Genomic DNA, 17,826 nt, shown 5'->3' on the forward strand with positions numbered 1-17,826 from the left:
ATTGCCGGCGGAGGGCCGCTTGTCACGACGACCCTGGCGCCGGGGGCTGACAACCTGACAAGGACAGGCCGGACTATTTCCCTTGCGGGTGTTGCATTCATCCGTCCCCCGGCATAGGGGCATGCGCCGGACAGAATCCGGGCATGAAAATAGCCGCATCGCGAAAAAACGCGCGGGCGGCTTGCCGCCTTGTCATGGAGTTGTCAGGCTCCGGGGGGAAGAGTCGCTCCGTTGGGTGGGCCGCGTCAAGGGGCGCAGTGTTGCATTTTCCGCGAACGGTGCGCGGAAATTCCGGCAAACCGTTCCAAATCTCCTGCTGCAGTATTTACACGAGAAAAGCGCTTTCAAAGACGAACAGGAATATCAATAACCGGCGCAAGTTGCTCAAGTGTAGTTCTGTAACGGCGCACCACCTGATCGTAGATGTCTGGCACTCGTGGAGCTTTTACAGTTACGATAAGTGCATACCTCAGCTTTTCGGCGGGCCTAAAATCTTGTCCGCCTGCTCGAGCGTTATAGTGGATATCAAAAACAGGATCTTTCAAGCTCTTTCCTCGGAATGACTGGGTATGATGCAAACAGTTATCCCACTTGTGTGCGTCGCGACGTAGTTCATCCTCAGTGGCATAGAGCTTGCCCTGCTTAAAGAAGCTTGTTGTTTTAGGGTGTATGGATTCCCCATCAATCTTATCTTTATTTGGTCGGAATAATACCTCAAGTCCTGCTCTTGTATAGTTGCTTGGGTGATGTGGATCTACAGTGGATGCGTAGCAAATCGTTGCTGATATCTCAACCATTCCACTTAATTGATCGGCTGGGACAGGAATTTGAGCTCTGATGTATTTGGATGCGCTTATTTCACCCTGGTAAACAACCCGAACCACGCCGGGAGCGCACACAACAATTTCCTCAAGATCCCGAGCTACGCGTCCCCAGCCAACTTCCGTACGTGGATAGCCGCTCGGGGTGCTCGTATGAACAAGCAGTGCATTGATCGCCAACCCTCGGAGAGAATCGCCAAAGTGAGCCCTGATGCCCATCCCCATGCGCATTGTGTCTGGAGCGGCAAAGCTTGTCCCACCGGTCGGCATGAGTGTTGGGACTGAGCCAGGCCCCAGCACCAGATAGGGCTCGGCTATAGAACCACCGAAGCTGACGAGCGAGGGCTTGACTCGACCAGGGCTTCTTCCTGGACCTATTGAACTGTAGGGTGCCCTTTTCCATGCAGAACTGCGAGAATCAGCAGCGCCAATTGATAATGCATTGACACAATCAGCTGGAACTTGAATGCGGTTGTAACCGTTATCCGCGTCGCGCTCTCCTCCATTTCCTACCGCGATAGTCGCCAGGGTTTCACCATCTGATAGGTATTCATCAAGAACTGCTGTCCACGCGTGGATCTCATCATCCTCGACTGGCAACTCTGGGCCGATACTAAAGTTGATAAAATCATAACGCTTACTTGCGAGTGCATCTTGAATACGCTGCAATGTTTCATAAAGCTCCAACGGATTTTGGTTCAGATCTCCGTCAAGAACTCTGTAGTGATCAACTCGTGCATACGGAAGGGGTAAAGGAAGTCCAGGCGTAATATGGCCGAAAAGAGCTGCCGATGTCACATTAAGCCCGTGCTCAAGATAGTCGTCTTCAGCTGGACCAATGCCACTCGGTTCGATAGCTGTTGCCCAAGCAGAAACTGGATGATCATGAGGCAGTCCACCATCAAAGATGGCCGCCTTGATAGAAGGATCAATAGGCGGTCCTTTGGGCAATGCAATTGACGGCGTAGATGGGATTGACGACGAACGGAAAGGTGGTCGTAACAGCCGAAGCTTTGGCATTTCTCTAACCGCCCGAACAAAGCTATAGGCTGCTAGATATTCTGCTTGCTTGCGAGAAGCGCTGACAGGGACAAAGCTCACGCCCGACGATGTGATTCTATGATCAAGGTCTGGCTTAAATCCTAACCCGTGAACGTAATCAACAAAACCCTCTAGGACGAAAGAATCGACCATTGATCCGCCACCATGCAGGGCCACTTCAAAGACAATTTCTTCCGATTCCGATGTAATACTCTTCAGTTTTTCGGCAGGTTCTGGTGCCGACAACTGTTCGATGGCGGTTAGTTCGTCAGCTCCCGACGATCCAGCCCACCAATCCGGGATTGACGTCGACCAGTCACGAAACGCTCGTCGAGATCCCGCGACGAAGAGCTCCGTCGTAAGAGCTTCCTCCGGTTCCCGGCCCTTGCTGCGCGCTGCTGGGAGTATTCTACGAGGACGACTTCCAACGGCTCGAAGGCCGACCGCTGTCAAGAGCTTGCCGGGAAAATAAGATTTCGCAATGTATTCTGGATGCAAGGTCATCCGCATAACAGCATGATCATGCGGACAAGCTTTCTCTGGTAGCGCATCAAGGCTCCTAACCGCTGCCGATAACATTGGCGTAAGGCGCGACTGCGCTTGAAAGAACGTGTATGGGGCCTGTTTATCAGGATTTCCTGTGCGAACGATTACTGGCTCCGTTAATCGCTCACCCTTGCCCAGCAGAAAGTTTCTCTTGTTCGACATGTTTTAATCCTCAAATTTATCATGCGTTCTGCATGCGTTCCTGATGGTATCTCTGCTGATCCCCGTAAGCTCAGACACTTGCCGTTGTGATAAGATATCTCCAAGAACCATTTCTGAAGCAATTGCCAGTCTATTAGGTTTGTCGATTTCCATTATTCGTTCTCGGAGAATTTGTTGCAGATGAATTGATAGAGGTTGCTCACTTAGCGCTGCTGCCCTTCTGGCCGCATTTACCCGTCTCTCTACGTCACTGAAAGACAGCCCATGGAAAACTATAGACATCGCTCGCACCCAATGATTTGACTTTTCAACGTGCTCAGTTAATAGGGCGTCGAGAAGAGCCTGAAGACCAGATATATCTGGCATCGGAAAATCAACCACAATTTCAAATCGACGCCAAACGGCAGGATCTAGCAATCCAGCATGATTTGTTGCTGCAATTAGCAAACCTGTTGGCGGCCAGTCATCAATTTCTTGAAGAAGAACAGTTACAAGACGCTTTAGCTCTCCAATTTCACTTCCATCATCCCGTCTTTTTGCAATTGCATCCAGTTCATCCAAAAGAAGAACGCAATCTATTTTCTTTGCATAATCAAGAACGTTGCGGATGTTGTTCCCTGTGCGCCCCAGGTAACTACTCATTACAGCGGCCAGATCAAGAACAAGCAGCGGCCGCCCCATTTCATGAGCAAGCCAGCGGGCTGATAGCGTTTTTCCCACACCCGGAGGGCCTGTGAAAAGCACGGTACGTGTTGGGTTGAGCCCCACAGCGGCAAGGCGGTCGGAATTGAGACGCTCAAGCATTAATTGGCTCAATCGCTCCTTGATCTGAGGGGCAAGAACCGGCGGATGATCAATGCCTGTGACCGTCTCTACTCGGAGAAGCTCCAGTCGAGAGTCCACATCGACTGGGAGAGGTTGCTCTGCCTGCCGACGGAGAGGGGAGGACCTCGTCGGCGCCTCGCGCAACAGCGATGTTAAGCCATCCCCGAGTTCAGGAACCTGTTGCCCGTACTTCTTTGCAGCACGATGGATGAAGAGTTGCACATCCTGCTGGCGCCCTGAGAGCGCCAAGCGGGAAAGGCGGACGAAATCAGACGAAATTTCCTTTTGGAAGTCCACTTCACACCGGCATATGAGGAAAACAGGAACGAAATGAGTATGGCGGGATGGACTAAAATTCGCAACATGTTTTGGTATGTCGTCCATTTCACCGGGCGATGCCGCGCGGTGCGCGGCGGCACGTCCAGATCCAGCCCAAGCTGCGCCGCGCCCCTCACGGCCCGCCCTCATCGCGCCGGTCCACCGGCGTCGTCAACCGCATCTCGCCCAGCGCCTGGGCCGCGAATCGCTTCACCTCGCTGCTGAAGGTGTAGCCGGGGGTCTGGCCGACATGGCCCGGCGGCGCGCAGGACGGGCGCAGGAAATCCCACAGCACGAACACCCGGTCGCATCGCAAAACCCGGCGGATGCTGTCGGGGAAGCGATAGACGCCGTTTTCCCAAATATCATCAGGGCTTAGGGGCATCGGTCAGGCCCTCGTTTCGGGGTGGGACCACAGGGAGGCTTGGCCGGACAACCGGGTTTCGACTCGAACCTCGACGTTGCGGATCCGTGGCAGCTTGGCCAAATCGTCGGAAAACCGCTGGCGAATCTGATCGGCGACGAAGCGGCTGGGGGCGGCGATGAGCAGAAGCTGGTTGCCTGTGACCGACACCCGGCAATCACGGAACCACTGGCCGTGTCGGTGGCCGCCGATCCGCTGCGCGATCAGGCCGTGCAGATCGCGCTCGGTCTCGTCGGGCTGTCCGGCGCTCACGCGCTCACGCGCAAGGGCGCGCGTGGGTTCACGGGTTATATCACAGGGTTTGGGCGACTCCGGCGTCGGGCAAAAATCCCGCGTTTTGTCGCCCAAAGCCGAAGGGTCTGTCGCCAAATCCGGGCTTTCCCCGACTCCCCGGTCGGCGACGCCGGTGTCGGCGAAAGCATCGCCCGGACCAGCGTCCAGCGCCTCCTCCCGCTCCAGCCAATCCAGGCGAAAGCGCATCCGCGTCGCCTGCCCTCGTCCGCCCGGACGATCCCGCTCGATCACGCCGCTGGCCAGCAGGGCGGCGCGCGCCCGCTCCACGTCGCGGGTGGACAAGGCCGAGTCCTGAGCCACGGTTTCGACGCTGGCCCAGGTCAGCAGATCGCCCAGGCCGCGCCACATCTCGCGGTTCACACGGCCCAGCATGACCAGGGCGACCACCTTGTCGCGTGGCTTCAGCGCGGAACTGGAAAGCACGGCGTCACGGAAGCGGCCCACGATTTCCCGAAAGTCACAGAGTTTTGCGGTCATGGCGCACCTGTCCTGTCCCCGGCAGCCTTTGGCCAGCCGGTGGCAAGGCCGTTTCCTGCGGGCGCACGATTCCGTGGCTGCAAGAAAACAGCGGAATTAATTCCTTTTTGCGGTATCCTTCAGAGCGCGCGCAGGGCTGTCCCGTTGTCGATCAACGGGTCATGGACATCCTGGGGGCGTCTGGAAGGGGGGCGGCCTGTGCAGGGCCGTCCCAATCAGGGTGGGGCGCGCGGCATCACGGCAAAGCTCCAGGGTTCACCGCCGCGACGGGCGGCGTTGTTTCACAGACGCGCATCGCTCCCGACCGCTGTGGCGGTCGAAAGCGGCGTGGGCCTCGATGTCGATTGGGGCGGCTGAAGGCCCGGAAATAGGCGCGACGGCGGGCCGCGCGCCCACGGCGTTTGAAAATGTCGCGGCATCAGCAAGATAGATCTGGGATCTGGTTGGAAATGGTGGGGGATGGGGCGACGCCCCGTCATGCCCGGCCCTGGGTTGGCGTCGGCACAGCCCGCGCGATCACGCGCTGGTAGCCCGCCGCGCGCCGCAGGAACGCGGCGAACGCGTCCGCCTCATCGTCGGCCAACTCGGCCAGATCGGCGACGCCATAGAGCGTCTGGGTCAGCCGCTCGACCTTCGGAACGGTGGATGGCGCGGACGCGGCAAAGGTTTCCCAGGCGGCGAGCGCGGCCTGTTGCGCGCGGGTCAGCATCGCGTTGCCTTCCTTCGCGGAAACGTGAACAGGGGGGCCGTTTGTGCATGAGAAATCGGATGGTAAGACCACCACACCCGGATGCCGCAGCCTTCCGATGAATAACCTCTGGCATGCTTGACCAGATTGCGCCGAATCAGTTCAGCGGCGCCGCTCTTGACTGCCGGGGAACGCTCCTGATGGCGTCGGTCAGACATGAGGCCATCCCCAATTGACCGGCGAGCGGCGGTCATCTCTGATTCGCCGTCAGCAATCACCAGCTTTCTCCCTTTGCTTGGCTGTTGCTGCGTCACGCAAAGCGAGCGATTGTTCCCCGGTCAACAACCCTGGATGAGGGGCTGGCGTTGGAGCCACAAAATCATTTGGGACCAGGCGATCCATGGCCTCCAGCGTCTGGAGCTTTGGATTTCCAGACGGCGATAGGACTTCGTTGACGGCGTACCAGCTGATCCCAGCCGCCTTCGCTGCCTGATGGCGGTTTAGGCCAGAAGACAGGAAATAGGAGCGAATGCGGTGAACGGCTTGGTCGATCATGGTTCTAATTTGCGCTATAGCGCAAACTTGTCAAGCGCCATAATCACGCTACAGCGCAATCGCGTTCTAGCGCAAAATCCGCACAATGGAGATATGGCTACAATAGATGTCGAAAGAGAGCGTCGCCGTTCAGCCCTGATCCAATTTTGGGAAACGAACCGGCACGCCTTGAAGAGTATCCGCCAATGGGCTGAAGCCTCGAAGGTGGGATACAATACTCTCAATGAATTTATCCGACGCAAGAAGGATAAAAACATGCTTGCTGACACCTACGAGAAACTTGCTCGTGGGGCCAGCATTCTTTTAAGCCGCGATGTAACAATTCATGAGTTGTTGAATGAGGAAGCTTTTGACGAAAAAAGCGAGGCAACTCAACGCATAGAGCGTATCGCGCTCCTTATTTCTCATCTTCCCGATCATGAGCAAGAAGCTTTCGAGGTTGTCCTCCAGGGGCGAGTTCAAGCCCTCGGGAAGTCTTAGAAAAACGCCAAAAAGCAATTCTTTCAACTTTTTCAAGATCGGCATCAGTGAGACGTGACAGCAGCTCAATAATTTTCTTTCTTCGATTGGCCGCCCGGCTGGTCCCAGATGTCACTGCACTTACCTCTGCTTGCGAAATCAAATTCACCCGACCGATACGCGTCGGTCGGGTGAACAGCTTATGCGGCCAATGGCTCAACCCAGAGCCAGCAGCCTTCGGGCGTAAACGGCCCTGCGTCCTTGGCGCTCACAGCCTCATCATAGGTTGGCATCTCGATTCCAGCCGCAGCAAGCGCGGCCCGCGTGTTGTCCCAGGCCGTCACGCGCTGAGGCCCTTCCGGCGGAAAGGGGTCGTGCGCAATCAAATGATCGTCACCAAAAAGCTGCTCGCTGATGCGATGCACGAAAAGATTGTCGAGAAGAAGGACATGCATGGCCTGATCCGCCGCATAGGGCAGAGCATAATAGCGGCAAGGCTGGTGCTTCTGCGCATCGCTCAAGATTGCTTTAAGGTGACGGAAGCCGGTATCCCGTAATTCCTCTGGATGATTGAAGCGCTTCACCATGGCATTTTCATGCTTTGTGAAGTCAACATCGATGACATTCTTAGCCTTTTCCAATATGCTCTCCTATGATTTGCGCATCTTCGCGCGTGTTATCGCCGAAATTTTGAAGACCAACGCAGCCAAGCTGGTTAAATCTCCGGCAGCAAACTTGGTTCCTCGCAGCTTGTCTTTGATGTTCCTGATCTGCGTATAGACCGTCGCCTCGCTGGTTGACCGACGCCGGGCGATCTCACCTGGCCCAAGCCCGGAGCCAATGAGAGCTGCGACGCGGGCTTCAGCCGGGTGCAAGCCGAGCGCTCGCTCCAGCGCAGACGCGATCGCAGCATCGTCTTCTCCAAATCGAGAGATCACAATAATTGCTGTTCCAAGTGATTGTCCGCTGGAGATTGAAGCAAAATGAACGCCACCACTGTATGACAGTGGCAATACTTTATAGAAGTCCTGGAGAGTGGCTGCGCTCGATACGGCGCAGTCCAATTTGGCGCAGTCATCCGGGTCTGTGGCTCTAATTCTTCCAAAATCATCGAACATCATGGATGTTTCAGATGATATCAAATCGATGAAGCTATCATTTAAATGAAATCTATTCATATTGACATCAAAAATGCCCACAGCTAAATCCAATAAATTTAATGAACAATGCATATTATTCAAAAAATCATTGACGGTTAACATTTCCTCAAAAGAATTTCCACGAATCTTTGTATTGATGTAATTCTCAACACCAGATGTCTGAATACAGACTCGCGATTGGACGCACGTCCCATCTCCGTATAGACGATGAGAAACAGACATCCTTCCAGATGGATATTCACTGATCCAATCCAGTCCTGTGTTAAGTCTTCGCGCAATTCGGACGTTGGATATCCAATCGGCGGGATTGGCGACGGCAACCCTGTTTCCAATCAGGCCAGCTTCAAGGAGCTTCCAGAACAGCGATTCATGTGTCTCTGAGGTGTAGTCAGAGACAGGGGCAATTCGTCTTTGAGAACCGTTTGCCCAGATAATTTGGTCTGTCGGGCTATACACCAAAACCGCTCCTCCCAACGGCTGTGAGGCGCGGATAAAGAGAATTGCATCCAAATTCAAATCAGAAGGTAAGGGCAGATTGTCCATTTATCACAACCGGAACTAAGACAAATTTAATGTTACGCTACCACGTATGGAATGTGACCAGTACCAAAATTTTGGTATACGGTGTGAGAATGTCGTTTTCTGGGGCCTGGCTTTGGTTTTCCAGGCGTTATCAGGATAAAAATTGCGCTATAGCGCAAACATGAGCCTTGATAAATTTGCGCTGTAGCGCGAGCATGCCTCTTCTCCTGATGAAGGGCGAGCAAAATGGATAGGCGCGACGAGACGGATTGGCATCATTCCCCCAACGGCAGCACGCCGTCCCACCGACTCAGCCTCTTCAACCAGCGGCGTGCGTCCATTGAGGCGCAATTCGCCATGGGCGCGATCGGCATCGCCAAGCGGCGCGATCTTCTGATCGCCGCGCGCGACGACGCTGGGATCACGGGCATGCGGACCAACGCCAAACCGACGGTTCCGCTGGGGTTGGGAGCGAGCGAGGAGAGTGAGCGGCGGCGGCGGCGGCGGGCGGACCAACGTCGGTACGCCCGCAAGCAGGCCAGTGATGCCGTTGCGCCGATGGAGGTGGGCAACCATGGCTGAGACCGCTTCCGACCGTCAGCGCGCCGCAGCGCTGCTGCGCAAGCTGCGCGCCATCACCATAGAGGCCGGCGCCAGCGAGGCCGAGGCGATGACCGCCGCCGCCATGGCCCGTCGGCTGGTTGACCAGCATGGTCTGCCCGAGAGTGGCGAGCCAGTCATTGAGGCGCGGGTCTTCGTCGGTCGGGTGCGCACCCGTCCAATCGACAAGCTGTGGTCGGCGATTGGCCGCTTCTGTCATGTGTCGGCCATTTTTTGCCCTGAGGCGCGCGGCATAGAAATCGCCTACATCGGTCGCGCCGCCGATGTGATGCTGGCCGAGTGGCTGCACGCGGTCCTGAAGCGGCACATCGACAAAGCTCTGGCAGAATTCAAGACGCTGGCGGAATACCGCCGTCGGAAGCCAGCCCGCCGACGCGTCGCCGCGTCGGCCTTTGTCGAGGCCATGGCCCAATCCCTGCGCACCCGGCTCGACGCCATGGCCGATCAACGGATCGCCGAGCCGAAATTGGCGGAAGCCCGTCGGTGGATCGCCAACCGTTATGGCCAGTTGGCCGACATCAAGATCGCCTCGATCTCCGACGCGCAGGTTGACGGCGCCCGGCGTCGAGGGCGGCAGGCGGCTGCCGACGTGGCGATCAGCACGCCGGTCGCGGCACAGCCGGCGATTGCCGGCTTGATTGGAGGATCCAGAGGATGATCGCGATCAAATCCACACCTGCGACCGATTCGACGGCCATCTTCCTGGACCGGCCCCCAGAGCCTCCGGCGACGGCCTCGCCAGCGGGCGAGGAGTCCGGCCTCGCGCAATGGCACAAAGAGGACGCCGAGAAGGCCGAGCGCGCGGCCGCACAGACTCTGTTGCCCATGCTGCGTGTCCGTTTGCTCGAAACAGCCCGCATGCATCGCGACTGCGCCGAGCTGGCGCGCGAGGGGGCCTGACTGTGGCAGCTAAGGTTTCGGATCTCGTTGGGCTTCCAAACTGGCCACGCATGCTCAGCCGCGATCAGGCCGCACGCTATGTCGGCGTCTCGCCAGTGCAGTTCGACCGCGAGGTTTCGACGGGCCGCTGGCCAACGCCAGAGCGGCGCGGCAGCCGAGTCACATGGGATCGCCGACTGATCGACAGGGCGCAAGACAAGAACAGCGGCATCGTGGCAAGCTCGGAGTCGTCGGCGCACGAGCCGACGGTTGATCCGTGGGCGTGACCGTGGGCAAGATTGAGGTTGATCTACCGCGCTACGTCATAGCCAAGCGTCGCGGCGACCGCTTGGCCTTCTATTTCCAGGTCCCGAAGCGCCTTCAGCCCGAGGGCTGGCCATCGGGCGCCATGCGGCTGAAGGACAGCCAAGGCGTCGCCATCGAGGAGCCAGCCGAGGCCATCAGACGTGGACGCGAGCTGAACGAGATGCTGAACCGGGCGCGCGCGCAGGTGGCCGCAGGCCCGATCCAGGGCACTTTGCCGTGGCTGATTTCCGAATACCAGCACTCGGACAAGTACCGGAACCGCGCCGAACAGACGCGCTACCAGTACGACCTGATCGCGCGGATGATGATTGCGTGGTCAAAGGAGAAGAACCACCCGCAAGTCGGGCAGATGACGGTCCCGTCGGCTTTGAAGTTCCTCGACCAGTTCGAGGACCGACCGACCTACCGGATTCGTGCCGCCGCCTTCGGATCGGTCCTCTGGAATTTCGGTCGCCGACTGGGTGTGGTGTCCGTCAACGTGTGGAAGGACCTCGACCTGGAGGCGCCGGATCCGGATGTCCATATCTGGTCCGACGAGGAGATCGCCGCCGTCGTCGCCAAGGCCGACGAGATGGCCCGCGCCAGCGTCGGCACCGCCGTGATGCTGGCCTCCGAATCCGGCCAACGGCAAGCCGACGTCCTCGACATGCGCCGTGGCCGGGAATGGGACGGCGTCACCCTCCGCCGCGTCCAGAACAAGACCAAGGCGTATGTGACGGTGCCGGCAACCAAGCTCCTCCTTGATCGGCTCGCCAGCCTCTCGAAGGACAACCTCCTCCTCGTGGCCTCCGAAACGACCCGGCGGCAGTGGCGCCAGCAGACATTCAGCCGGACCTTCCGCGAGATCGCTGACGCCGCTGGCTTCCCCCAGATCGAATTCCGGTCCCTGCGGGCCACCTGCGTGTGCCGCCTCGCGTCGGCCGGGTGCTCGATTCCGGAAATAGCCAGCATCACCGGCCACACGCTGGTGTCCGTGCATCACATCCTGAAGCACTATTGGCGACCCGACAGCGACCAAGCCAGGAATGCGATTTCCAAGGTCGAAGCGTTCCGGCTGTACCCAGTCACTTGGACTTGGAGAGAGGTGGGATTGGGTGGGATCTGCGGGGATGTCGTGGGACGCGTTGAAAATCGGGCGTTTTCCTGAGGGGTGCCCACGAAGCGGCTGGAAATTTTGATTTTGGAGTAGGGCGCGAAATCGGGAGGGCGGACAGTTGAAATTGGAGCATGCGAAGGTGGCGGGCCGGGAGAGGCGCCGCCTTTTTTGTTGGGTCGAGACTGCGGCCTAGGGGGCGAGTTATGATGCGGTCGTTCAACCCATGAAAGGTGAGTGCGATGCGACCGTGGATGCTGATCCTTCCGTTGCTTCTGGCGGTTTCCGCCGAAGCCTCCGCAGAGCTGACCAAAATGCGCCAGTACCAGCACCAAGAGGGCCGATCCCTGAAGGACTACATCAACGATGGGTATGAGATAAAAGCCATCACAAACAGGGATAACGTATCAGATTTCAACTACTTCCTGCAAAAAGGGACAGATTTTGTTCGATGCAGTGAGATGACAACAGGTCTGGCCGTGTTCAGAGAGGTTTCTTGCGCGGTTCTCATCCAGCCATTGCCATATCAATAGATTTTCAAGCAAGACGGCAGCGACAACGGCTGTCATTCGGCTCGTTGTCGTTGTCAGGCTGCGGACTGCATACCCGATTATGCATCCAAAACGCGTATAGGGCTGATTCATTTCTCGTAAATACATTTGTACGATCATTGCGTAGGCTGGGGTTGTTTATGAGCCTCAAGCCCGGCGTTTGCTCGATGCGGGATCGGCGGCGGCGGCGCGGAGTTCCTGGCGAAGGGCGGCGGTGACTTCGCCGACCTCGGTCAAGCGGTCGTCGGGATCGGTCACTGTGGCGACGATCCGATCATGCTCCTTCGCCGCCCGCTCCGTTGCTTGATGGATGGCTATCGAGACGCCCATCTCCTTGTAGATCAACAAAATCTTCTCGGTTAGCCGCCCCATCAACCGGGCGTCAGTTGCGGGCGCAAACGTCTCGGCTGTGGCGGTCGGCGCAGTTGACGCAGCAGCGGCGTCGCCGGGCCGCATCGAGCCGTTTCCGGTCGCCAACCAGTCGAGTGAGATGCCGCAGACCTGAGCGGCAGCGACTATTCCGGACCAGCCAGGGTCGGACGCACCAGACAGCCACTTTTTTACACCAGACAGGGAGGCACCCGTCGCCTTCGCCAACTCCTCCTGCGTCAAACGCCCCTTCATAGCCAGTCGGAGGCGGTCGCCGAAAGCTTTCCGGTTCGAGCCAAGATCCGTAAAGCGATGATCGTTATCCATTGGTCACTTTACGGTTCTATAGAGACTTGATTTCACAGGGAAATTTACAAGGCGTGCCGTCTTCACGCCAAAAAGAACCGTAAAGTGATCTTTTGGCTTGCCATGGTTCCTTATAGTGCCCATAATTTCCCCGTTAGTCCAAAACGCACCACGAAATGACCGGCCTGGCGGGGCCGGTTTGACAGGGGGAGAGGCATGGCGCGCACCGCCGACATGGTTCCGGCTGAAATCCGGTTCCGACTGAACAGCAAGGGCCTGACCTTCGCCGACGTCGATCGGGCCTATGGCCTGAAGGACGGCACGGCGCGCAAGGCGGCACGGCAACCGCACATCGATGGCGAACTCGCCATCGCGGAGATGCTGTCGTGCTCGCCGCGCGAGCTTTGGCCCTCGCGGTTCGGCGTCGGCGGCAAACGCCTGAAGCCTCAACCCGTGAAAAACTATACGGACCCGCCGCGCCTTTCGCACCGTCAAAAGCAGAGAGCCGCGTGAACATGAAAACCTCTGGCATGAAATCCCTCGGGTTGCAGGACATCCCGATTTCCGACATCGACATCAGCTTCCGGCTGCGCCCCGTCGATGACGGCTACGCCACGCTGTTGGCGGAGAACATCCAGGAGGCCGGGCGCCTGCGGCAGCCGGTCGAGGTGCGGACGGTGAAGGGCGGCGGGTTCCGCCTGATCGCTGGCGCCCATCGGTTGGCCGCCTGCACCAAGCTGGATTGGCCCACCATCCCCGCCTTCGTGTTCGAGGCGACCGAGGACGAAGCCCGGTTGGCCGAAATCGACGAGAACCTTGTCCGGCATGAGTTGAACCCGCTGGACCGCGCGACCTTCCTGTTCGAGCGCAAGAGCATCTACGAGCGGCTGAACCCGGAGACGAAGAACGGCGCGCAAGGCGGCGTCGGCGGCAAGCGGAATGAGAACGAAACGATTTCGTTCTCAAAGGACACCGCCGCGCGCATCGGCCTGACCGACCGCACCATCCAGTTGGCGGTGAAGATCGCCACCGGCCTTGCCCCAGACGTCAAGGTGTCGGTCGCCGGAACCGCCATCGCCAAGACGCAGGCCGAACTGCTGGCGCTCGCCAAGCTGGGGCCAGCCGAACAGCGGGCGGTGTTGGGGATGTTGCTGGGGGACGAACCCAAGGCGAAGTCGGTGCGCGAGGCCATGGCGGCGCTGACGAACCGTCCGGCCAAGGTGGCGGACGGCTACGCCAAGTTGTTGACCGCGTGGCGCCACGCCGGGACGGGCGAGCGGCGGGCGTTCGTGGAGTTCCTGCGGAAGGACGGCGCGCTGGATCAGTTCGACGCCGATGATTCGGAGGTCGCAGCATGAGGTTCGCCTCCCTCATCAACGACAGGCATACCGAAGCCTTCACTGAGGCCAGATCGGCCCCGGATGGGTGGCTTCAGGAAGCTCGATCTGTCCTGGATCGCGCGGCTTCCACGGGAGCTTCATTTCAAGCCACCACTCCAGCACTGCGGCGGCTGTGCGGTCGCCTTCAGGCAGTTCTTGAGGAATGATCCAGATGGATTTCTCGCTGGCCGTCGCATTCGCGGTGCATACCGTCACCATCTGTAAGTGCCGCTCAAGCAACACTCGCCACGCTCCACTGCTGATGCTGTCCCACGTCGATGGCACCGGAGATCTGGAAAAGGCAATGACCGCCTCATCCGCCTCTGCTTCAAAGCGCGCGTGGTACCGAAGAGCCCTTATTCTTATCAGCTTAGGCCGGAAAACGTCGTTCATTGGCCACAAGGCTCCCAACAGATCCCATGCTGTCAATGCCATGGGGATCCATGAGTTTTCAGGCAAACCAGTCCTCTCTTCCAGAAACACCATTAAAGCCGAAAAGCCCTTTTTCACCCGATCCCCCATCGGTTGTGTTGCAGCTCCGATGGTAGGGGAGGATCGACCGACCGTCACTCGCCCCACGGGTGCGGTCGGTCGATTTTCAGCGACCTGGGGCGCGTGATGGCGCCCCGGCAGCGCGACAACGGCACGCTCGACCTTCTCTCCTGGCAGCCGCCGGAGCCGGTGCGGGCGTTTCCCGCCGAGAAGGTGCGGGCGGCGTCCTTGCGCGCCGCCTTCGCCAAGGCGATCTCGCTCGCCTTGAAGGAGTGCGAGCAGGACCGCGAGGAGATCGCCGTCGCCATCGGCGAGTATTTGGGCGAGCCGTGCTCGAAAGCCATGCTGGACGCCTACGCCAGCGAGGCGCGGGAGGAGCACGTCATCAACGTCGTGCGCTTTATCGCCCTGATGCACGCCACCGGCGACCGGCGGCTTTTGCAGATGCTGGCCGAACCGTTCGGGTTGGCGGTGATCGACGCCCGTTATCTGCCCGCCATCGAAGACGCCTTGCTCGACGACAAAATCGCCGAATTGACCCAGCGCCGCCAGTTTGCGCGGCGCAAGTGGAAGGGAGCTTGAGCTATGAAGGAATGGCGCTCCGCTGCTGAATGGGCCGACTTGAAGTTGCCCGCTATGCCGACGAGCAAAGCGGGAGTCATTCTTCGGGCCACGACTGGAAAATGGAGGTCTCGCCCCCGCGAAGAGCAAGGCGGCGGCCTGGAATACCACATGTCGTCCCTGCCCACGGCGGCGCAGGTCAAGCTGACGCTCCTGGAGAAGAAGTCCCGGCAATCCGCTGAGACCGCCGCGCCCCCCGCGAACCGGACCGAGCTGTGGCGCTGGTACGATGGCCTGCCCGACGCCAAGAAGGCCAAGGCCCGCATGCGTGCGGAAATCCTGGACGCCATCGTCGCCCTGCACCGCAACGGCGTCACCAAGGACGTCGCCGTCATGACGGTGGCGCAGCATCACAATGTCGGTCCCAGCACGATCTACAACTGGCTGAAGCTGGTCGCCGGGCATGACCGCGCCGATTGGCTGCCCTGCCTCGCCCCGCACCATGCCGGTCGGACGGCGACGGTCGAGTGCGATCCCGCCGCGTGGGACATGCTGAAATCCGACTATCTGCGCGCCGCCGCCCCGCCGTTCAGCGACTGCTACGAACGGATGGTCCGCGCGGCGAAGGAGCAGGGGTGGAGCGTCCCGTCCGAGCGGACCCTGTTGCGCCGCCTTACGGCCACGGTGCATCCGGCGGTGATCGTGATGGCGCGCGAGGGGGCGGAAAAGGTCAAGCAGATGTTCCCGGCCCAGGAGCGCGACCGTTCGCACTTCACGGCGCTGGAGGCGATCAACGGCGACGGCCACCGCTGGGATCTTTGGGTCGAATGGCCGGACGGCACGGTGGCCCGCCCCAACATGGTGGCGTTTCAGGATCTCTATTCCGGCATGATCCTGGCGTGGCGGGTCGATCAGACGGCGAACAGTTGGTCGGTGCGGCTGGCGATTGGCGACTTGATCGAAGACTACGGCATTCCGAAAAAGTGCTGGCTCGACAATGGTCGCGACTTTGCCAGCAAGTGGCTGACCGGCGGCATTCCGAACCGCTACCGCTTCAAGGTGAGGGAGGAGGAGCCGGTCGGCATCCTGACGCAGCTCGGCGTCGAAATCCATTGGACCACCCCCTATTCGGGACAGTCCAAACCAATTGAACGCGCCTTCCGGGACTTCGCCAGCGACATCTCCCGCCATCCGGCGTTCGAGGGCGCCTACACCGGCAACAGCCCGGTCAACAAGCCGGAGAATTACCGAAGCCGCGCCATCAAGTTGGAAGATTTCCTGAAGGTTCTGGCCTCGGAAATCAACCAGCACAACGACCGGATCGGGCGCATCGCTCGAAATTGTCGTGGCCGTTCCTTCCGCGACACCTTCCTCGACAGCCACAAGGACGCCGTCGTCACCCGCGCGACCGAGGAACAGCGTCGGCTGTGGTTGCTGGCCGCCGAGGGCGTCACCGTCAGCAACCGCGACGGGGCGCTCAAGCTGTTCGGCAACCGCTATTGGGCGGATTTCCTGCATCTGCACATGGGCGAAACGGTCGCCGCGCGCTTCGATCCGGAGTTCCTGCACGACGGCGTGCATGTCTACCGGCTGGACGGCGTCTATCTTGGCCATGCGCCGGTGCTTGAGGCCGCCGGTTTCGACAGCGCCGACGCCGCCCGCGAACACGCCCGTCAGCGCCGCCGCTGGCTGAACGCCAACAAGGCGATGCTCGACGCCGAACGCCGCATGTCGGCGGCGCAGGTGGCGTCTCTGGTGCCGCTCAATCTTGGCCCCGCCGCCCCGCCGGAGGCCAAGGTGGTGCAGTTGCCGCGCCCGGTGCTGGATCTGAAGCAGACCCCAAAGCCCGATCTGACCGTCGTGCAAGAGGAACGCCGCGAAGCGCTCGTCACTGAGTTCCGTCGGCCCGACGCAACGCCCGCGAAGGATGAAAAGACCCTGCGCTTGGAAAAGGCCGCCCGGATCGAGGCGGCGATCACCGCCGGGACGGCGGTCGAAGCCGAGGCGGCGTGGTTCACCCGCTACAGCCGCCAGCCGGAATGGAAGGCGTTCAAGCGGCTGGCCGAGGACTTCTCGACCGACGCACAAGCGACCGCCTGATCGGCCAGCAACGACGCGGCCCCGATCCTTTGCCGAGGACCGGGGCCGCAACCTGAAACACACACCAACAGGATGGACGATATGACCGTCGCCCCCTTCCCCGTCAAGTCCGACGCCACTGCCGCCGACGCGACGGAACAACCGCTCGTCACCGCGCCGCTCGCCAACGTGTCGCTATTCGCCGAGTTGGCGGAGCGCGTCACAGGCCGCCATCGCGGCCTGCCCGGCATGGCCGTGTGGTACGGCCCCAGCGGCTACGGCAAGACCCGCGCCGCCATCTACGGCGCCAACCGATTCCGCGCCACCTATGTCGAGGTTGGCGCGACCTGGACGCAGGCGAAGTTCTGCCGGGCGCTGCTGACCCAGCTCGGCCTGCCGCCGACCGGCACCGTCGCCGACATGGCGGAACGGATCATCGACGCCCTGCGCGGTTCCCGCCGTCCCGTAATCATCGACGAATTCGACCATGTCGTGACGCGCAAGTACGTTGATCTGGTGCGCGAGATCCACGACCAATCCGGCGCCGCCATCATCCTGATCGGCGAGGAGATGCTGCCGCACAAGCTGAAGCTGTTCGAGCGTTTCCACAATCGTGTGCTCGACTGGTGCCCGGCGCAGCCCTGCGATGGGCGCGATGCCGGCATCCTGGTCGGGGTGTTCGCGCCGGGCATCGCGGTGGCCGCCGATCTGCTGACCCGCATCGTCAAGGAAAGCGGGGGCCGACCACGCCGCATCGCGGTCAATCTGGACCGCGTGCGGGAGTATTGCGAACTGGAGGGGCTGGACGCCATCGACGTCGCCCGTTGGGGCAGCCGCCCGCTGTTCAGCGGCGAGCCTCCGGCGCGGAGGGCGTGAG

At 59.9% G+C, this 17,826-nt stretch carries 20 protein-coding genes; 11 read left to right on the forward strand and 9 right to left on the reverse strand.

Annotated features, from left to right (window positions below):
- Positions 1-344: 344 nt before the first annotated feature.
- From D3877_RS10115 to D3877_RS10135, 5 genes are all read right to left on the reverse strand, one after another.
- Entirely contained in the window at positions 345-2,570 is a 2,226-nt protein-coding gene (locus D3877_RS10115) for a S8 family peptidase (RefSeq protein WP_119830912.1), read from the reverse strand.
- Between the two features lie 3 nt (positions 2,571-2,573).
- Positions 2,574-3,863, reverse strand: coding sequence for an AAA family ATPase (locus D3877_RS10120; protein WP_199720735.1), 1,290 nt, complete (start codon positions 3,861-3,863; stop codon positions 2,574-2,576).
- Complete coding sequence (locus D3877_RS10125; protein ID WP_119830459.1) at positions 3,847-4,098, reverse strand: hypothetical protein; 252 nt, start codon at positions 4,096-4,098, stop codon at positions 3,847-3,849. Before D3877_RS10125 ends, D3877_RS10120 begins: the two co-directional genes overlap by 17 nt.
- Before the next feature lie 3 nt (positions 4,099-4,101).
- Complete coding sequence (locus D3877_RS10130) at positions 4,102-4,908, reverse strand: hypothetical protein (protein WP_119830460.1); 807 nt, start codon at positions 4,906-4,908, stop codon at positions 4,102-4,104.
- 475 nt (positions 4,909-5,383) lie between these two features.
- Positions 5,384-5,617 (reverse strand): hypothetical protein, encoded by a 234-nt coding sequence (locus D3877_RS10135; protein ID WP_119830461.1) that lies wholly within the window; start codon positions 5,615-5,617, stop codon positions 5,384-5,386.
- A 513-nt stretch (positions 5,618-6,130) separates the two neighbouring features.
- Between D3877_RS10135 and D3877_RS29360 the strand changes: the two genes are divergently transcribed.
- Positions 6,131-6,631, forward strand: a complete 501-nt coding sequence (locus D3877_RS29360; protein WP_147395137.1) for a hypothetical protein — start codon at positions 6,131-6,133, stop codon at positions 6,629-6,631.
- 179 nt (positions 6,632-6,810) lie between these two features.
- On the opposite strand, the gene D3877_RS29365 is transcribed toward D3877_RS29360, so the two are convergent.
- Together D3877_RS29365 and D3877_RS29370 are read right to left on the reverse strand one after the other, a co-directional pair.
- Positions 6,811-7,251: a hypothetical protein gene (locus tag D3877_RS29365; RefSeq protein ID WP_147395138.1), complete on the reverse strand. Its 441-nt coding sequence runs from the start codon at positions 7,249-7,251 to the stop codon at positions 6,811-6,813.
- Between the two features lie 9 nt (positions 7,252-7,260).
- Positions 7,261-8,313 carry a helix-turn-helix transcriptional regulator gene (locus D3877_RS29370; RefSeq protein ID WP_147395139.1) on the reverse strand — a complete coding sequence of 351 codons (1,053 nt, stop codon included), beginning with the start codon at positions 8,311-8,313 and terminating at the stop codon, positions 7,261-7,263.
- A gap of 225 nt (positions 8,314-8,538) precedes the next feature.
- On the opposite strand from D3877_RS29370, the gene D3877_RS10150 reads away from it, so the two are divergent.
- The 5 genes from D3877_RS10150 (at position 8,539) to D3877_RS10175 (ending at position 11,745) form a co-directional block, all read left to right on the forward strand.
- Positions 8,539-8,874 (forward strand): hypothetical protein, encoded by a 336-nt coding sequence (locus D3877_RS10150; RefSeq protein WP_147395140.1) that lies wholly within the window; start codon positions 8,539-8,541, stop codon positions 8,872-8,874.
- Positions 8,867-9,571: a DUF7168 domain-containing protein gene (locus D3877_RS10155; protein WP_119830465.1), complete on the forward strand. Its 705-nt coding sequence runs from the start codon at positions 8,867-8,869 to the stop codon at positions 9,569-9,571. Before D3877_RS10150 ends, D3877_RS10155 begins: the two co-directional genes overlap by 8 nt.
- On the forward strand, positions 9,568-9,813 hold the full coding sequence (locus D3877_RS10160) for a hypothetical protein (protein WP_119830466.1): 246 nt from the start codon (positions 9,568-9,570) through the stop codon (positions 9,811-9,813). The genes D3877_RS10155 and D3877_RS10160 overlap by 4 nt, the downstream gene beginning before the upstream one ends.
- A 262-nt stretch (positions 9,814-10,075) precedes the next feature.
- Positions 10,076-11,266 (forward strand): tyrosine-type recombinase/integrase, encoded by a 1,191-nt coding sequence (locus tag D3877_RS10170; RefSeq protein ID WP_147395142.1) that lies wholly within the window; start codon positions 10,076-10,078, stop codon positions 11,264-11,266.
- A 200-nt stretch (positions 11,267-11,466) separates the two neighbouring features.
- A complete protein-coding gene (locus D3877_RS10175; protein WP_147395144.1) occupies positions 11,467-11,745 on the forward strand; it encodes a hypothetical protein in 279 nt (92 codons plus the stop codon).
- Between the two features lie 165 nt (positions 11,746-11,910).
- On the opposite strand, the gene D3877_RS10180 is transcribed toward D3877_RS10175, so the two are convergent.
- Positions 11,911-12,459, reverse strand: coding sequence for a helix-turn-helix domain-containing protein (locus D3877_RS10180; RefSeq protein ID WP_119830470.1), 549 nt, complete (start codon positions 12,457-12,459; stop codon positions 11,911-11,913).
- A 195-nt stretch (positions 12,460-12,654) separates the two neighbouring features.
- Here D3877_RS10180 and D3877_RS10185 point away from each other — a divergent pair, with 195 nt between their 5' ends.
- Positions 12,655-12,951: a helix-turn-helix domain-containing protein gene (locus tag D3877_RS10185; protein WP_119830471.1), complete on the forward strand. Its 297-nt coding sequence runs from the start codon at positions 12,655-12,657 to the stop codon at positions 12,949-12,951.
- Positions 12,952-12,968: 17 nt separating this feature from the next.
- A complete protein-coding gene (locus D3877_RS10190) occupies positions 12,969-13,796 on the forward strand; it encodes a ParB/RepB/Spo0J family partition protein (protein WP_158599843.1) in 828 nt (275 codons plus the stop codon).
- Between the two features lie 39 nt (positions 13,797-13,835).
- Here the strand turns inward: D3877_RS10190 and D3877_RS10195 are convergent, their stop codons facing one another.
- Positions 13,836-14,327 (reverse strand): hypothetical protein, encoded by a 492-nt coding sequence (locus D3877_RS10195; RefSeq protein ID WP_147395146.1) that lies wholly within the window; start codon positions 14,325-14,327, stop codon positions 13,836-13,838.
- Positions 14,328-14,435: 108 nt separating this feature from the next.
- On the opposite strand from D3877_RS10195, the gene D3877_RS10200 reads away from it, so the two are divergent.
- The 3 genes from D3877_RS10200 to D3877_RS10210 all read left to right on the forward strand — a co-directional run bounded on the left by D3877_RS10200 (position 14,436) and on the right by D3877_RS10210 (position 17,825).
- On the forward strand, positions 14,436-14,891 hold the full coding sequence (locus tag D3877_RS10200) for a DNA transposition protein (protein ID WP_119830474.1): 456 nt from the start codon (positions 14,436-14,438) through the stop codon (positions 14,889-14,891).
- Positions 14,892-14,945: 54 nt separating this feature from the next.
- Positions 14,946-16,970: a transposase domain-containing protein gene (locus tag D3877_RS10205; RefSeq protein ID WP_158599845.1), complete on the forward strand. Its 2,025-nt coding sequence runs from the start codon at positions 14,946-14,948 to the stop codon at positions 16,968-16,970.
- 81 nt (positions 16,971-17,051) lie between these two features.
- Positions 17,052-17,825 (forward strand): AAA family ATPase, encoded by a 774-nt coding sequence (locus tag D3877_RS10210; protein ID WP_119830476.1) that lies wholly within the window; start codon positions 17,052-17,054, stop codon positions 17,823-17,825.
- Position 17,826: the final 1 nt, after the last annotated feature.

The sequence above is a fragment of the Azospirillum cavernae genome, from assembly GCF_003590795.1.
Taxonomy (GTDB): Bacteria; Pseudomonadota; Alphaproteobacteria; order Azospirillales; family Azospirillaceae; genus Azospirillum; species Azospirillum cavernae.

Excerpts from the sequence above, each read along its gene's own strand:
- D3877_RS10200 (WP_119830474.1), top strand. The coding sequence starts at position 14,436 with ATGGCGCCCCGGCAGCGCGACAACGGCACGCTCGACCTTCTCTCCTGG.
- D3877_RS10130 (WP_119830460.1), bottom strand. The coding sequence starts at position 4,908 with ATGACCGCAAAACTCTGTGACTTTCGGGAAATCGTGGGCCGCTTCCGT.
- D3877_RS10160 (WP_119830466.1), top strand. The coding sequence starts at position 9,568 with ATGATCGCGATCAAATCCACACCTGCGACCGATTCGACGGCCATCTTC.
- D3877_RS10175 (WP_147395144.1), top strand. The coding sequence starts at position 11,467 with ATGCTGATCCTTCCGTTGCTTCTGGCGGTTTCCGCCGAAGCCTCCGCA.
- D3877_RS10115 (WP_119830912.1), bottom strand. The coding sequence starts at position 2,570 with ATGTCGAACAAGAGAAACTTTCTGCTGGGCAAGGGTGAGCGATTAACG.
- D3877_RS29370 (WP_147395139.1), bottom strand. The coding sequence starts at position 8,313 with ATGGACAATCTGCCCTTACCTTCTGATTTGAATTTGGATGCAATTCTC.
- D3877_RS10150 (WP_147395140.1), top strand. The coding sequence starts at position 8,539 with ATGGATAGGCGCGACGAGACGGATTGGCATCATTCCCCCAACGGCAGC.
- D3877_RS10120 (WP_199720735.1), bottom strand. The coding sequence starts at position 3,863 with ATGAGGGCGGGCCGTGAGGGGCGCGGCGCAGCTTGGGCTGGATCTGGA.
- D3877_RS10135 (WP_119830461.1), bottom strand. The coding sequence starts at position 5,617 with ATGCTGACCCGCGCGCAACAGGCCGCGCTCGCCGCCTGGGAAACCTTT.
- D3877_RS10210 (WP_119830476.1), top strand. The coding sequence starts at position 17,052 with ATGACCGTCGCCCCCTTCCCCGTCAAGTCCGACGCCACTGCCGCCGAC.
- D3877_RS10190 (WP_158599843.1), top strand. The coding sequence starts at position 12,969 with ATGAAATCCCTCGGGTTGCAGGACATCCCGATTTCCGACATCGACATC.
- D3877_RS10155 (WP_119830465.1), top strand. The coding sequence starts at position 8,867 with ATGGCTGAGACCGCTTCCGACCGTCAGCGCGCCGCAGCGCTGCTGCGC.
- D3877_RS10205 (WP_158599845.1), top strand. The coding sequence starts at position 14,946 with ATGCCGACGAGCAAAGCGGGAGTCATTCTTCGGGCCACGACTGGAAAA.
- D3877_RS10125 (WP_119830459.1), bottom strand. The coding sequence starts at position 4,098 with ATGCCCCTAAGCCCTGATGATATTTGGGAAAACGGCGTCTATCGCTTC.
- D3877_RS10185 (WP_119830471.1), top strand. The coding sequence starts at position 12,655 with ATGGCGCGCACCGCCGACATGGTTCCGGCTGAAATCCGGTTCCGACTG.
- D3877_RS10180 (WP_119830470.1), bottom strand. The coding sequence starts at position 12,459 with ATGGATAACGATCATCGCTTTACGGATCTTGGCTCGAACCGGAAAGCT.